Source organism: Martinezella lusitana (assembly GCF_016901135.1).
In the GTDB taxonomy this organism is placed as follows: Bacteria; Pseudomonadota; Alphaproteobacteria; order Rhizobiales; family Rhizobiaceae; genus Rhizobium; species Rhizobium lusitanum_D.
In genome coordinates this window covers 72,473-86,594 of the sequence record NZ_JAFEVL010000048.1, presented here as the reverse complement: position 1 = coordinate 86,594, position 14,122 = coordinate 72,473, and the positions used below count along the sequence as shown (strand labels likewise).

The following is a 14,122-nucleotide window of genomic DNA, read 5'->3' as shown; positions in this document are numbered from 1 at the left end:
GATCGGCCCAGCCCAACATTAAGAGAGGAAATAGAATGCGTTATCTCCACACAATGGTCCGCGTGACCGATCTGGACGCCTCGCTGCATTTTTATAGCACCCTGTTCGGCCTCACCGAAACCCGCCGTTATGAGAACGAGAAGGGTCGCTACACACTCGTATTCCTTGCTGCCGGCGAGGATGCCGAATCATCCCGGAGCAACGGCGCCCCCAGCCTGGAACTGACCTACAACTGGGATCCGGAGGAATATACCGGAGGACGCAACTTCGGCCACCTTGCCTATGAGGTCGACGATATCTACGCGACCTGCCAGAAGCTCATGGACAGCGGCATCACGATCAACCGGCCACCGCGTGACGGCCACATGGCGTTCGTGCGTTCTCCGGACGGCATATCCATCGAGATCCTGCAGAAGGGCGCCAATCTTCCCTCGTCCGAGCCATGGGCTTCGTTGCCCAACACCGGCTCCTGGTAAGGCGCAAGCTTTCGCGAGGCTTACGGCACGCGCGGAGCCATCCGTTTCGCGCTTGCCGCCCATGCCCATCCTCCGGCATGCTTGGACGACTCGAAGCATCATGCATCGGATATCGCGCCGCCATCGTTCTCAGTCAGCGCGTGCGATATCGTCGTCCCTCGCAGGAGGCCGTTCCGATGCAAACCTTTTTTGCGGGGAACGTCCTTTGTGCGATCAACAGATTTTATACGGCGGGAAGAAGCTAGCAAGCACTATTGCGGTCGTCATGTCATTTGTGATGATTGCCGGCTGCGCGACCACCGATACGAAGCCGAAAGAGACATCGGAGGCCGCTCCGCAGCCGCCGACAACGGCTGAACAGCTCGCAGCCACCTTGAACAGCAAGGCTGAAGCGCGACGGCAGAAGGGCGATGTCGCCTATCGCGACCCGCTGGTCCACAGCGTCAGCGGCACGCGGCAGCAGGTGATCGCCGAACAGAACCAGGCCCTCTACCCCGCTGCACCAACGCCCACGCCTTCGGATGCGCCCGCAAGCATTGCCGGCCTGGTCACGCAACCGACCGCCGTCAATGCGAACAGGAGCAGCATCTATTCGACCCCGCCGCCGATCGCCGTCAATCCAGACGGGACCTTGGCAACGACCCAGCCTGGCGCAGGCGGCCAAGGAATCACGCCGATGATGCGCAGCGTCTACAGCATGCCGCCGAGCGCTGTGCAGACCATTGCGCCGCAAGCGGGCAACATGGGCGCGCCGACCGACAGGACCTCGGAGGCCATTCTGCCTCCGCCCGTCATCCGCAATGCCGCCGCCTCCACTTCTCCGAACCCCATGAAGCCGACGGCCGATGCGACGCCTTCGAAAATCATGCCCCTACCCGGCTCCAACATTCGCAAGCTGGACAGCAAGGAAGCAGCGATGCTGGCGAACTTCATTGCATCGAAGAACCAGGGCAAGGACGGCAAACTGATGGTGCAGCCGATACAAAACGGAAGCGGCCAGTAAAGGCGGCCGTTTCCAGGCAACCTCGGCTACCGCCGGTAACATCCTGTTAAATCTCGCTTATTCGAGCACGGCGGCGGTTTCACTCATCTGTCATTTTTTCCACAAAAAAGCAAAATTGCCGCTTGCGGGAATGAAATCACCCCGCTATAAGCGCGCCACACAACAGCACGCGCCCTTCGTCTATCGGTTAGGACGACAGATTTTCATTCTGTAAAGAGGGGTTCGACTCCCCTAGGGCGTGCCACTGTTGTTCTCCCGACCAGCAATGAGTTAATCGAGCTTCCGCTTGCGGACGCAATGCGCTATTCCTATGTAGCTCACATGGCCTGCGCCCTTCGTCTATCGGTTAGGACGACAGATTCTCATTCTGTAAAGAGGGGTTCGACTCCCCTAGGGCGTACCAGATCGCGATGTCCCGACGTTTTCCACAATCGCCTCGAAAAATCTGCGTCTAGTCGTGGATTTTTCTCGATTTTCCGCTTGCGGGAACAAAAGGTGCTGACTATAAGGGCGCCACAGCACGCGCCCTTCGTCTATCGGTTAGGACGACAGATTTTCATTCTGTAAAGAGGGGTTCGACTCCCCTAGGGCGTGCCACTGTCTCTCCCCCGAAATCTTTGAATTTATGTCGCTATTTTCGCTGGCGTTCCCCGCCAACGCGATCTCTTCCATTGATCAGGGTGCCTTGGCCGCGTCTGTGACGCGAAGCTGCACGCGCCGGCTCCCTTGCCAATGATCGGCGCCGAGCGTGCCGGCAACATGGATCTGCGCGCCACGGGAAGACAGCAGCAACTCGCCTAGAGGCGTCTCTGCCGCGCGAAAGGCTATGCCCTCCACCCGGCCGCCATCCTGCGCTTCCAGCGTGACCTTGATATGCGATTGGCCGACAAGGCGCGAATCGCGCAGCCGGTGGCTCGGCAGGGCAAAGACGGGCTGCGGATGGCCAGAGCCGTAAGGACCGGCGGTTTCGAGCCTGTCTATCAGGTCCACGGTCGCACCGCTTGCGCCGAGCGCGCCGTCGATCTTCAGCGTTTCGTTGGCCACCAGCCCGGCAACCTGCTTTTCCGCCTTCTCGGTGAAGAAGGCGCGCAGTTTTCCCAGATTGCTACGCTCCACCGTCAAGCCGGCTGCCATCGCATGGCCACCGCCCTTGACCAGCAGGCCGGCGTCGACGGCGGCGCGGACCATGCGACCCATGTCGAAGCCGTTGATCGACCGGCCGGAACCGGTGCCCTTGCCGGACGAATCAAAGGCAATCGCGAAGGCAGGCCGGCGAAACTTGTCCTTCAGGCGCGACGCGATTAGACCGACGATTCCCGGGTGCCAGTTCTCCCGCGCCGTGATGATGACGGAAGCGCCGTCACCATTGCCGTATTCCGCCAGGGTTTCGCCCTCCGCCTCCTGCAGCATGGCGGCCTCCATGGCCTGCCGTTCGCGGTTGAGCTCGTCGAGCTTGGCGGCGATCGTCTCGGCTTCTGCGGTATCGTCAAGCGTCAGCAAACGTGCGCCGAGTGCTGCGTCACCGATGCGGCCGCCGGCATTGATGCGCGGGCCGATCAGGAAGCCGAAATGATAGGGCGTCACCGGGCCACCAAGCCCTGCCTTGCGAAACAGAGCGGCAAGCCCGGGATTGCCCTGATGACGGGCAGCGATCAGGCCCTTGACGACATAGGCGCGGTTGAGGCCCTTCAGCGGCACGACATCGCAGACCGTCGCCAGCGCGACGATATCGAGCCAGGCGAGCAGATCCACGGAACGAACCCGGGAATCGCCTGCTTCACGCAGCTGACGCAAGGCAGCAACCAGAACCAGGAAGACGACGCCGGCAGCGCAGAGGTGCCCCTGCCCGGACAGATCATCCTCACGGTTCGGATTGACCAGCGCATGGCATGGCGGCAATTCGTGCGCGACCTGGTGGTGATCGATGACGACGACATCGATATTGCGCGCGCTTGCCGCCTCCAGCGCATCAAAACTGGTGGAGCCGCAATCGACTGTCGCGATCAGCGTCGCGCCGTTGTCGATGAGTTGATTGATGGCGTTGGGATTGGGGCCGTAGCCTTCGAAGATGCGATCGGGGATGTAGATGCTGGCAGGCACGCCGAAATGGGTCAGAAAGCGATAGAGCAGCGCTGACGAGGCGGCGCCATCGACATCATAGTCTCCGAAGATCGCGACGGTCTCGCCCGCCTTGATCGCATGCAGGAGGCGCTGAGCCGCTTTTTCGCAGTCGGTCAGCAGATACGGATCCGGCATCAGGGTACGGATCGTCGGGTCGAGGAAGGCCATGGCCTCGTCGATACCGACGCCACGGCCGGCAAGCACGCGGGCGATCAGCTCCGGCAGGCCATGCACCTGCGCGATGGCCAGCGCCCTGTTCTGACCGGCCTGGTCGAGCCGGGAAACCCAGCGATTGCCGGAAACCGAGCGCTCCACGCCCAGAAAGGCCCGTTGAACTGGATCAACCGGTTGCTCCACCATCTCTCCCAAAATTTGCAGGCGGCAACGCTCCTTCGAGACGCGCCGTCGCGTCAGCCTATTCTTTCGGCCGTTCGATACGGATGACCTGCGGTTCGCCGACGAGGTAGCCTTCGGTCTTGATCGCCGCAACCGCCTTGCGCACCGAATCCTCAGTGGTCGCATGGGTGACGAGAATGATCGTCTGGTGTGCCGAGGGAGACAGGTGCTGCGTCGACCGCTGCACGATCGATTCGAGCGAAATGTGGTTCTCCGCCATGCGGGTCGCGACGCTTGCGAAGACGCCGGTGCGGTCGAGAACCGTCAGCCGGATGAAATAGCCGCCTTCGTGGCTTCGCATCTGCGCCTTGCGATAGGGCTCGAGCGCCTTGGCCGGGTGACCGAGCACTGGCACGCGCTGTTCGCCCGGCCGGCTCTTGGCGATATCGGCGATGTCGCCCAGCACGGACGAGGCCGTGGCGTTGCCGCCGGCGCCCGGGCCGACCATCAGCAATTCGCCGAGAATATCGGATTCGATCGCCACGGCATTGGTGACGCCATCGACCTGGGCGATGACCGAATCGAGCGGCACCATGGTCGGATGCACGCGCTGTTCGATACCGCTGTCGGTGCGCTGGGCAACACCGAGCAGCTTGATGCGATAGCCGAGATCGGCGGCGGCACGGATGTCCTCGATGGAGACATTGGTGATCCCCTCGAGATAGATATCATCGGCCGCGATGCGGTTGCCGAAGGCGAGCGTCGTCAGGATGGCGAGCTTGTGCGCCGTATCATTGCCTTCGATATCGAAGGCCGGATCGGCTTCGGCATAACCGAGACGCTGTGCTTCCTTGAGGCAATCTGCAAAGGACAGGCCTTCCTTTTCCATCCGGGTCAGGATGTAATTGCAGGTGCCGTTCATGATCCCGTAGACGCGCGAGATCGTATTGCCCGTCAGGGATTCACGCAGGGCCTTGATGACTGGAATGCCACCGGCGACGGCCGCTTCGAAGTTGAGCAGGGCGCCCTTCTCCTCGGCGATCTCAGCCAGTTCGACGCCGTGATAGGCAAGGAGCGCCTTGTTGGCGGTAACGACATGCAGGCCGCGAGCAAGAGCGGCCCGCACGGCCGCATTGGCGGCACCCTCGGAGCCGCCGATCAGCTCGACGAACACATCGATATCGGCCTTCTGAGCCAGATCGACCGGACCGCCGAACCATTCGATATCGGTCAGGTCGATGCCGCGATCCTTCGTGCGATCGCGCGCGGTGACGGCGACGATCTTGACGGGACGGCCGCAGGTGACGGCAAGCTCGTTGGCGCGGCTCTGGATGATGCGGACGAGCGAGGCACCAACGGTGCCCAAGCCCGCAATGCCGATTTTGAGGGCATCTGCCATGGAAAATTCCTGATCAGTATCTTGGGACGGCAGCCGCGGGAACGGCTGTCGTGTAACATTACTAACGATGGGCGTTCAGCGAAATCACATTGTGCATCGTCTCATCCGCCGTGGAGAGGAAGCGCTTCAGATTGCGCGCTGCCTGTCGGATGCGATGCTCGTTTTCGACGAGCGCGATGCGGACATAATCGTCGCCCTGCTCACCGAAGCCGATGCCGGGGGCGACTGCGATGTCGGCCTTCTCGACCAGAAGCTTGGAAAACTCCAGCGAGCCGAGATGACGGAACTTCTCCGGGATCTTCGCCCAGGCAAACATGGTCGCTTCCGGCGGCGGTATCTCGAAGCCGGCCTTGCCGAAGCTGTCGACCAGGACGTCGCGGCGGCGCTTGTAGATGCTGCGCACTTCGGCGATGTCGGAACCGTCGCCGTTGAGCGCATGCGTCGCTGCCACCTGGATCGGCGTGAAGGCACCGTAGTCTAGATAGGACTTCACGCGCGTCAATGCCGCGATCAGCCGCTCGTTGCCGACGGCAAAACCCATGCGCCAGCCGGGCATGGAGAAGGTCTTCGACATCGAGGTGAACTCGACGGTCACATCCATCGCACCGGGAACTTCGAGCACCGACGGCGGCGGTGCATCGTTGAAGTAGATTTCCGAATAAGCGAGGTCCGACAGCACGATGATGTCGTGCTTCTTCGCAAAGGCGATGACTTCCTTGTAGAAATCCAGCGTCGCGACATAGGCCGTCGGGTTCGACGGATAGTTCAGGATCAGGGCCAGCGGCTTCGGGATCGAATGACGCACGGCCCGTTCCAGCGGCGGAAAGAAACTGTCGTCCGGCTCGACCGACATCGAACGGATGACGCCGCCGGCCATCAGGAAGCCGAAGGCATGGATCGGATAGGTCGGGTTCGGGCAGAGGATGACGTCGCCCGGCGCCGTGATCGCCTGCGCCATGTTGGCGAAGCCTTCCTTGGAGCCGAGGGTGGCGACCACCTGCGTATCCGGGTTGAGCTTGACGCCGAAACGACGGGCATAATAGGCCGCCTGCGCCCGGCGCAGGCCGGGGATGCCCTTGGAGGAGGAATAGCGATGCGTGCGCGGGTCCTGCACCACTTCGCACAGCTTGTCGACGATCGCCTTCGGGGTCGGAAGGTCGGGATTGCCCATGCCGAGGTCGATAATGTCCGCCCCGCCCGCTCGCGCGCTTGCCTTCAAACGGTTGACCTGTTCGAAAACGTAGGGCGGCAAACGCCGGACTTTATGAAACTCTTCCATTTCTTTCCCCATGGGACATGCGGCCCTCAAAACCGCAATGAAGTTCGTCTATCTCCCGGTGAGCCGCGATACGAACTCCGGAATCGCGGCGCCGCAACTATGCTGACTCGAAAGATAAGGTGAATCTTGGGCGGTCGCGCGCGCAAAGCACACTTAACCGATAAAGACACATCCAAATTCGGCCCATCCGAACGCTTTGCGTCCAAATCGCCTGAAACGCAAGGCTAATTCTGTGTCTGCGCCGGCGTCTGGCTGGGCTGAGCGCTCTGCTGCTGAATTTCCGAGAGCGTATCCTGGCCGTGTTCGGCGGCAAGCTTGCGCATGTCGGCCACGCGCTTCTGATATTCGGCCTCGGAAATCGTGCCGGCCTTGCGCTGTGATCCGAGAGCGGTTAGCTGCTTGACCAAATCACCCGCCTGCTGGTCGTTGATCTGCACATTCGCGGCTGTCGGCGGCGCGTTGAAGGATGGATAGCCATCCTTGTAATGCTGCTGCGTGCTGCCTTCATCGACCGGGCTGCCGCTGGCGGACTTGACGATGACCGCCTGCGGCGGCTGCTTGCGCTTGGCGAAGGCCGCTTTTTCCTCTGGGGTCGAGCAGCCCGCGAGCGTCAATGCGAAAATGCCGCACATCACGCCGCAGAGTACGGAATACCGGTTCAGTCTTGCCACCATGCCGCCGCCCATAATTGTCTTCCTGCCCAATTCCTTGCCTTGGGTTGCGACTGTTAAATTTGTCGCAGCAGCAAAGCAAGAGCAGGGTTGCGTTTCATTCGACTTGTATTCCTTTTCCCGCAAGATGTACAAATGGAAAACAGAACAGAGCTGCCGCCGGGAGGATGATGCGTGACCGACAGCAAGCGGGATAAAAATGAAGGAAATGGCGGCTTTCCCGGCTTCGATCCGAAGTCGGTCGAGCCTTACATTGTCAGGGATCCCGAGGCGATGGCCGTCAACTTCGCCCGCGCGCTGGAAAATCTCGGCAAGGCGGCATCGGCCTGGCTTGCGCCGCGCGAACGCGGCGAGAAGGTAGACACTGGCGCCGATCCGATGACCGACATGGTCAAGACGCTATCCAAGGTCGGCGAATATTGGCTTTCCGATCCGCGCCGGACGCTGGAGGCGCAGACCCATCTGCTGACGGGCTATTTCGGCCTGTGGACGCAAACCCTGCAGCGCCTCGGCGGCGGCGATTCACCCACTGCACCCGAGCCGGTCAAGGACAAGCGCTTCGCCGATGAAGACTGGCAGAGGAACCCCTTCTTCGACTTTCTGAAGCAGACCTATCTTCTGACAGCCGGCTGGGCCGAGAAGCTGGTCGGCGAGGCCGAAGGATTGGACGAGCACACGCGCCACAAGGCGGTATTCTATACGAAGCAGATCACAGCCGCCTTTTCGCCGAGCAATTTCATCGCGACCAATCCGCAGCTCTATCGCGAAACAGTTGCCTCCAATGCCGAGAACCTGGTGCGCGGCATGAAGATGCTCGCCGAGGATATCAGCCTCGGCCACGGTGAACTGCGGCTGCGACAGACTGACATGACGAAGTTCGCCGTCGGCCGGGACATGGCGCTGACACCCGGCAAGGTGATCGCGCAAAGCGATGTCTGCCAGGTCATCCAATACGAACCGGCAACGGAAAAAGTGCTGAAACGGCCTTTGCTGATCTGCCCGCCCTGGATCAACAAATTCTACATTCTCGATCTCAACCCGCAGAAATCCTTCATAAAATGGTGCGTGGAACAGGGGCACACCGTCTTCGTCATCTCCTGGGTGAACCCCGATCAGCGCCATGCGGCAAAGGACTGGACCTCCTATGCGCGCGAGGGCATCGATTTTGCGGTTGATACGATCGAGAAGGCGACCGGCGAGCAGGAGGTCAATGCCGTTGGCTATTGCGTTGGCGGCACGCTGCTGGCCGCGACGCTCGCCCTCCACGCCAAGGAAAAGAACAAGCGCATCCGCACCGTGACCTTCCTGACGACGCAGGTCGATTTCACCTTTGCCGGCGATCTCAAGGTTTTCGTCGACGAGGAGCAGATCGCATCGCTCGAACAGCAGATGAAAGCAGTAGGCTATCTGGAAGGCTCGAAGATGGCCGCGGCCTTCAACATGCTTCGCGCCTCCGAGCTCATCTGGCCCTACTTCGTCAACAGCTACCTGAAGGGCCAGGAACCCATGCCCTTCGATCTTCTGTTCTGGAACGCCGATTCCACGCGAATGGCGGCCGCCAATCACTCGTTCTATCTGCGCAATTGCTATCTCAACAATACGCTGAGCCAGGGCAAGATGGTGCTCGACGGCAAGACATTGTCGCTGAAGGACGTGCGCATCCCGGTCTACAATCTGGCGACGCGCGAAGATCATATTGCCCCCGCCAAGTCCGTCTTCACCGGCAGCCAATGCTTTGGCGGACCGGTGGAATTCGTCCTGACAGGGTCCGGCCATATCGCCGGCGTCGTCAACCCGCCGGACAAGCACAAATACCAGTTCTGGACCGGCGGCACGGTGAAGGGCGATTACGAGCATTGGCTGGAGGAAGCAAATGAGACGCCCGGCTCCTGGTGGACGCACTGGCATGCGTGGATCCTATCCCAGGACCATCGCATGACAGCCGCCCGCCAACCCGGCGGCAAAGCCCTGAACGCGCTTGAGGAGGCACCGGGCAGCTTCGTCATGGAACGTGCCTAGGCGATCAATCACTCATGCTCTTCAATCCGCCTCTCGTCCCTGCCCGGCTGATCGCCCGCTATAAACGCTTCCTTTTCGATGCCGAGTTAGAAGACGGCACATTCATCACCGGCTCCTGCCCGAATACCGGCTCGATGCTGGGGCTGACGACACCCGGTTCGCGCATCTGGCTCTCCGAGCATGAGGGCGCCAAGCGAAAATATCGCCATGTCTTCGAGCTGATCGAGGCCGATGGCACAACGGTCGGCGTCAATACTGCCATGCCCAACCGCATCGCCGCGGAGGCGATCGCTCTCGGCCAGATCGCCGATCTCGGCGACTACACGACGGTAAGGCGCGAGCAGAATTACGGCCGTAATTCCCGCATCGACCTGCTCTTGACCGACCCTTTGAGGATATCAACCTATGTCGAGGTGAAGAACGTCCATTTCATGCGGCAGCCGGGCCTTGCGGAGTTTCCCGATACGGCAACAGCGCGCGGCGCCAAGCATCTGGAAGAATTGGGTGACATGGCGCAAGCGGGCTACCGCGCGGTCATGCTTTTCGTGATCCAGCGGCATGATTGCCACCGCTTCCGGATTTGCGGCGATCTCGATCCCGTCTACCTCAAGGCTTTCAAGCGGGCGTTGGGACGCGGCGTTGAAGTATACGCTCTCAAATGCAGGGTTTCGGCGACGGAAATAACGGCTGCCGGGTTGATCCCGATAGACGAACCCGGCATAGCTGCATTAGATACCAGTATAAAGATTTCTGCTGAAGGCTAACCATGGTGAACTACATCGAAGCGGCAACGGCGCCGGCGAAGAATACAGGCGCGATCCGCCTCTATGGGCAGGATGCCTTTGCTGGAATGCGCAAGGCATGCCAGCTGACCGCACGTTGCCTCGATGAGCTGGCCGCGATCGTCGAGCCAGGCGTGCCGACCGATGTCATCGACCGTTTCGTTTTCGAATTCGGCATGGATCACGGCGCCTTTCCGGCGACGCTGAACTATCGCGGCTACATGAAATCCTCCTGCACGTCGATCAACCATGTCGTCTGCCACGGCATTCCCAACGACAAGCCGCTGCGCGAAGGCGATATCGTCAATATCGACGTGACCTACGTGCTTGGCGGCTGGCATGGCGATTCCAGCCGCATGTATCCGGTCGGTGAAATCAAGCGCTCGGCCGAGCGGCTTCTGGAAGTCACTTACGAATCCCTGATGCGCGGCATCGCCGCCGTGCGCCCCGGCTCCCGGACAGGCGCCATCGGCGAAGCGATCCAGACCTATGCCGAGGCAGAACGCTGCTCTGTCGTGCGCGACTTCTGCGGCCATGGCGTCGGCAGCCTCTTCCATGACTCGCCCAATATTCTGCACTATGGCCGCGCCAGCGACGGGCCGGAATTGCGCGAGGGCATGATCTTCACCATCGAGCCGATGATCAATCTCGGCAAGCCGCATGTGAAAGTGCTTGGCGACGGCTGGACGGCGGTCACCCGCGACCGTTCGCTGTCGGCGCAATACGAGCACACCGTTGGCGTTACCGCGACGGGCTGCGAGATATTCACCCTGTCCCCCGGCGGTCTCGACCGCCCGGGCCTGCCGCCGCTGCAGGGGTAAATCATGGCGAAACGTCCCGCTTCCTCCACCGGACATGGTGACATGCCCCTCGATGGCGGCGGGACGGCGGATGCTTTGGAGGAGGCGCCGCTTTTCGACGAGCGACTGTTTTTCCCGACGCAAGCCGCCAAATCAGCGCCAACTGCGGCCAAATCAGCCCCAGCCAACGCCGAAGCCGATTATCACGGCCACCGCGAACGGCTGCGCGACCGCTACCGGGATGGTGGCGATGCAGCGCTGGCCGACTATGAAATGCTCGAGCTGCTGCTCTTCCGGCTAATCCCGCGTCGCGACACGAAACCGATCGCCAAAGCCCTTCTCGCCCGTTTCGGGACACTCGGCGGCGTCTTCGGCGCGCCGGTTAGCCTACTGAAAGAGGTCAAGGGCGTCGGCGACGCAGTGGCTCTCGAGCTGAAGCTCGTCGCAAGCGTTGCACAGCGCATGCTGAAAAGCGAGCTGACGGGCAAGCCGGTGCTTTCCTCCTGGAAATCGCTGATCGACTATTGTCATACCGCCATGGCGCACGAGGCGCGGGAACAGTTTCGCCTGCTGTTTCTCGACAAGCGCAATGCCTTGATCGCGGACGAAGTGCAGGGCCTTGGCACGGTCGATCACACCCCGGTCTATCCGCGCGAAGTCGTCAAGCGTGCGCTGGAACTTTCCGCCACGGCGGTGATTCTCGTCCACAACCATCCGTCAGGAGATCCGACGCCTTCCCGCGCCGATATCGACATGACCAAGACGATTATGGACACGGCCAAGCCTCTCGGCATCACCGTTCACGATCATGTTATCATCGGCAAGAACGGCCATGTCAGCTTCAGAGCGTTGCGCTTGATCTAAAACTGTTGCGCGCGCGATGAAGTATTAGTTTAGAAAAAAAGCATATCAACTTAATTTCAAATATATATTTTGACCTTGCCTCATTGCCGGCCTCTCCACAATCGCTCCGTTGCGTCTTTGCAACCTCGATTTCCGTTTTCAGCTCTGCATCAGGATGATCTGGCAGAAGAATCGCCGCATCCAAATCGGCGAGTCTGCCGTCGGAAGCTGGTGTTTTGATTTGGCCGATCCGCTTGAGCGTTCGGCCTGTGCGGAGATCATATGCAGAAGATGCCGTCGATGCTTGCCCAACGCCTCCTCCGTGTCGGTCGCGGCGCGCTCGTCGCTTTGGGCGCTTTCGGAGCAGTCGCAATCGGTTTCTATGCCCATATGCTCTGGACGACGAACTTCCATCCAGTCATCGCAGGCGAACTCTATCGCTCCTCCCAGCCGACGGCCGCAACGATCGCGGAACTTCAGAAGCAATACGGCATCAAGACCATCATCAACCTGCGCGGCAAAAACAGCGGCCGTCATTGGTACGACCGAGAAGTCGCCGAGGCAAAGCAGCTCAATATCAACCATATCGATTTCCGCATGTCCTCAAACCGGGAATTGACGCAGGCGCAAGCCGCGCAGCTCGTCGAGATCATGCGCGACGCGCCGAAACCGCTTCTCATTCACTGTCAGGCCGGAGCAGATCGCACCGGGCTTGCGTCAGCACTTTACCTCGCCGCCATTGCCAAGACCAACGAGGCAACGGCGGTGGGCCAGATGTCGATCATCTACGGGCATTTGTCGCTGTCCTTCACGCGTGCCTATGCCATGGACCGGACGTTCGAAAAGCTGGAACCCTGGCTTGGCCTCGCATCCTCCTGAGGACCGGTGTTTCCTGTTAGATAATCTGTAACATTGAGCAGCTACCGGTTGACGGACAGCATGTTGCGTTGCGACATTGATTCCCGATCCAATCATCCGAGGCTTCCCAATGGACCAATTCGATCTCCTAGTCGTGGGTAGCGGCCCTGCCGGCCGCAGAGGCGCCATTCAGGCCGCCAAACTCGGCAAGAAGGTGCTGGTGATCGAACAGGGCAAACGCGTCGGTGGCGTTTCGGTCCACACCGGCACCATCCCCTCCAAGACATTGCGCGAGACCGCGCTCAATCTCTCCGGCTGGCGCGAGCGCGGCTTCTACGGACGCGCCTATCGCGTCAAGCAGGAAATCAGCGCGGAGGACCTGCGCCGCCGCCTGCTGATCACCCTCGATCATGAAGTCGAGGTGCTGGAACATCAGTTTGCGCGCAATCGCGTGCAGCACATGCGCGGCAAGGCGAGCTTCGTCGATCCGCAGACCATGCAGGTCGCCAAGGACGACGGCGAGGTCGTCACCGTATGCGCAACCAGTATCCTGCTGGCGGTCGGCACCAAGCCGTTTCGTCCCGATTACATGCCCTTCGACGGCAAGACAGTTCTCGATAGCGACGAGCTGCTGGAGATCGAGGAGCTGCCGCGTTCGATGGTCGTCATCGGCGCAGGCGTCATCGGCATCGAATATGCGACCATCTTCAGCGCTCTCGATACGCAGGTGACGCTGATCGATCCGAAGTCCACCATGCTCGACTTCATCGACAAGGAGATCGTCGAGGATTTCATCTACCAGCTTCGGGATCGCAACATGAAGCTGTTCCTCGGCCAGAAAGCCGAAAAGGTCATCCGGCAGAACGGCAAAGTCGAGCTGACGCTCGACAACGGCCGCCGCCTCCTCACCGATATGGTCTTGTTCGCCGCCGGTCGCATGGGGGCGACAGACACCCTTAATCTTCCTGCCGCAGGGCTCGAAGCCGACGCCCGCGGCCGCCTGAGCGTCAATCCGGAAACCTTTGCCACGAAAGTTCCGCATATTTTTGCCGCTGGCGACGTCGTCGGCTTCCCGAGCCTTGCCTCCACCTCCATGGAACAAGGCCGCATCGCCGCCCGCGTCGCCGTAGGCGCGATCGCCAAGGAGCCGCCGAAGTATTTCCCCTACGGCATCTATGCCGTGCCTGAGATCTCCACCTGCGGCCTCACCGAGGAAGAGGTCAAGGAGCGGCACATTCCCTACGAATGCGGCATCGCACGCTTCCGCGAGACGTCGCGCGGCCACATCATGGGCCTCGACACCGGTCTTCTGAAGATGATCTTCTCGCTGAAGACACGCCGTCTTCTCGGTGTTCATATCGTCGGCGAAGGGGCTACCGAGCTCGTCCATATCGGCCAGGCGGTGTTGAACCTCAAGGGTACCGTCGAATATTTCGTCGAGAACACCTTCAACTATCCGACGCTCGCAGAAGCCTACAAGATCGCTGGCCTCGATGCCTGGAACCGCATGGGCGATATCAAGTCGGAGATTTGAA

Annotated in this window: 12 protein-coding genes and 3 tRNA genes; 11 read left to right on the top strand and 4 right to left on the bottom strand. The window is 60.7% G+C overall.

The window, feature by feature from the left end; genetic code table 11:
• Positions 1–35: 35 nt before the first annotated feature.
• From JTP94_RS21220 to JTP94_RS21200, 5 genes are all read left to right on the top strand, one after another.
• A complete protein-coding gene (locus JTP94_RS21220) occupies positions 36–476 on the top strand; it encodes a VOC family protein (RefSeq protein ID WP_204852456.1) in 441 nt (146 codons plus the stop codon).
• Positions 477–741: 265 nt separating this feature from the next.
• Entirely contained in the window at positions 742–1,479 is a 738-nt protein-coding gene (locus JTP94_RS21215; RefSeq protein ID WP_246755157.1) for a hypothetical protein, read from the top strand.
• A 169-nt stretch (positions 1,480–1,648) separates the two neighbouring features.
• A tRNA-Glu gene (locus tag JTP94_RS21210) sits at positions 1,649–1,723 on the top strand.
• Positions 1,724–1,807: 84 nt separating this feature from the next.
• Positions 1,808–1,882: transfer RNA gene (locus tag JTP94_RS21205), tRNA-Glu, on the top strand.
• 119 nt (positions 1,883–2,001) lie between these two features.
• Positions 2,002–2,076 (top strand) — tRNA-Glu (locus JTP94_RS21200).
• A 78-nt stretch (positions 2,077–2,154) separates the two neighbouring features.
• Here JTP94_RS21200 and recJ read toward each other — a convergent pair.
• The 4 genes from recJ to JTP94_RS21180 all read right to left on the bottom strand — a co-directional run bounded on the left by recJ (position 2,155) and on the right by JTP94_RS21180 (position 7,300).
• Entirely contained in the window at positions 2,155–3,960 is a 1,806-nt protein-coding gene (gene recJ / locus JTP94_RS21195; RefSeq protein ID WP_210384225.1) for a single-stranded-DNA-specific exonuclease RecJ, read from the bottom strand.
• Positions 3,961–4,015: 55 nt separating this feature from the next.
• On the bottom strand, positions 4,016–5,335 hold the full coding sequence (locus JTP94_RS21190) for a homoserine dehydrogenase (protein ID WP_204852453.1): 1,320 nt from the start codon (positions 5,333–5,335) through the stop codon (positions 4,016–4,018).
• Between the two features lie 61 nt (positions 5,336–5,396).
• Positions 5,397–6,614, bottom strand: coding sequence for an LL-diaminopimelate aminotransferase (locus tag JTP94_RS21185; protein WP_034505203.1), 1,218 nt, complete (start codon positions 6,612–6,614; stop codon positions 5,397–5,399).
• Positions 6,615–6,838: 224 nt separating this feature from the next.
• A complete protein-coding gene (locus JTP94_RS21180; RefSeq protein ID WP_204852452.1) occupies positions 6,839–7,300 on the bottom strand; it encodes a hypothetical protein in 462 nt (153 codons plus the stop codon).
• A 159-nt stretch (positions 7,301–7,459) separates the two neighbouring features.
• Here JTP94_RS21180 and JTP94_RS21175 point away from each other — a divergent pair, with 159 nt between their 5' ends.
• The 6 genes from JTP94_RS21175 to sthA all read left to right on the top strand — a co-directional run bounded on the left by JTP94_RS21175 (position 7,460) and on the right by sthA (position 14,121).
• Positions 7,460–9,304: a class I poly(R)-hydroxyalkanoic acid synthase gene (locus JTP94_RS21175; protein ID WP_204852451.1), complete on the top strand. Its 1,845-nt coding sequence runs from the start codon at positions 7,460–7,462 to the stop codon at positions 9,302–9,304.
• Between the two features lie 14 nt (positions 9,305–9,318).
• Entirely contained in the window at positions 9,319–10,068 is a 750-nt protein-coding gene (sfsA, locus tag JTP94_RS21170) for a DNA/RNA nuclease SfsA (RefSeq protein ID WP_204852450.1), read from the top strand.
• A 2-nt stretch (positions 10,069–10,070) separates the two neighbouring features.
• A complete protein-coding gene (map, locus tag JTP94_RS21165) occupies positions 10,071–10,907 on the top strand; it encodes a type I methionyl aminopeptidase (protein WP_034505209.1) in 837 nt (278 codons plus the stop codon).
• 42 nt (positions 10,908–10,949) lie between these two features.
• On the top strand, positions 10,950–11,750 hold the full coding sequence (gene radC / locus JTP94_RS21160; protein ID WP_409456627.1) for a RadC family protein: 801 nt from the start codon (positions 10,950–10,952) through the stop codon (positions 11,748–11,750).
• Between the two features lie 261 nt (positions 11,751–12,011).
• A complete protein-coding gene (locus tag JTP94_RS21155) occupies positions 12,012–12,608 on the top strand; it encodes a dual specificity protein phosphatase family protein (protein ID WP_204852448.1) in 597 nt (198 codons plus the stop codon).
• Positions 12,609–12,717: 109 nt separating this feature from the next.
• Positions 12,718–14,121, top strand: a complete 1,404-nt coding sequence (gene sthA, locus JTP94_RS21150; protein ID WP_204852447.1) for a Si-specific NAD(P)(+) transhydrogenase — start codon at positions 12,718–12,720, stop codon at positions 14,119–14,121.
• Position 14,122 lies beyond the last annotated feature (1 nt).

What these genes read in the sequence shown, in the direction of transcription:
- JTP94_RS21220 (WP_204852456.1), top strand. Translation starts at nt 36, where the DNA reads ATGCGTTATCTCCACACAATGGTCCGCGTGACCGATCTGGACGCCTCG.
- JTP94_RS21190 (WP_204852453.1), bottom strand. Translation starts at nt 5,335, where the DNA reads ATGGCAGATGCCCTCAAAATCGGCATTGCGGGCTTGGGCACCGTTGGT.
- JTP94_RS21185 (WP_034505203.1), bottom strand. Translation starts at nt 6,614, where the DNA reads ATGGAAGAGTTTCATAAAGTCCGGCGTTTGCCGCCCTACGTTTTCGAA.
- JTP94_RS21215 (WP_246755157.1), top strand. Translation starts at nt 742, where the DNA reads ATGTCATTTGTGATGATTGCCGGCTGCGCGACCACCGATACGAAGCCG.
- sthA (WP_204852447.1), top strand. Translation starts at nt 12,718, where the DNA reads ATGGACCAATTCGATCTCCTAGTCGTGGGTAGCGGCCCTGCCGGCCGC.
- JTP94_RS21180 (WP_204852452.1), bottom strand. Translation starts at nt 7,300, where the DNA reads ATGGGCGGCGGCATGGTGGCAAGACTGAACCGGTATTCCGTACTCTGC.
- radC (WP_409456627.1), top strand. Translation starts at nt 10,950, where the DNA reads ATGCCCCTCGATGGCGGCGGGACGGCGGATGCTTTGGAGGAGGCGCCG.
- JTP94_RS21155 (WP_204852448.1), top strand. Translation starts at nt 12,012, where the DNA reads ATGCAGAAGATGCCGTCGATGCTTGCCCAACGCCTCCTCCGTGTCGGT.
- recJ (WP_210384225.1), bottom strand. Translation starts at nt 3,960, where the DNA reads ATGGTGGAGCAACCGGTTGATCCAGTTCAACGGGCCTTTCTGGGCGTG.
- map (WP_034505209.1), top strand. Translation starts at nt 10,071, where the DNA reads ATGGTGAACTACATCGAAGCGGCAACGGCGCCGGCGAAGAATACAGGC.
- sfsA (WP_204852450.1), top strand. Translation starts at nt 9,319, where the DNA reads ATGCTCTTCAATCCGCCTCTCGTCCCTGCCCGGCTGATCGCCCGCTAT.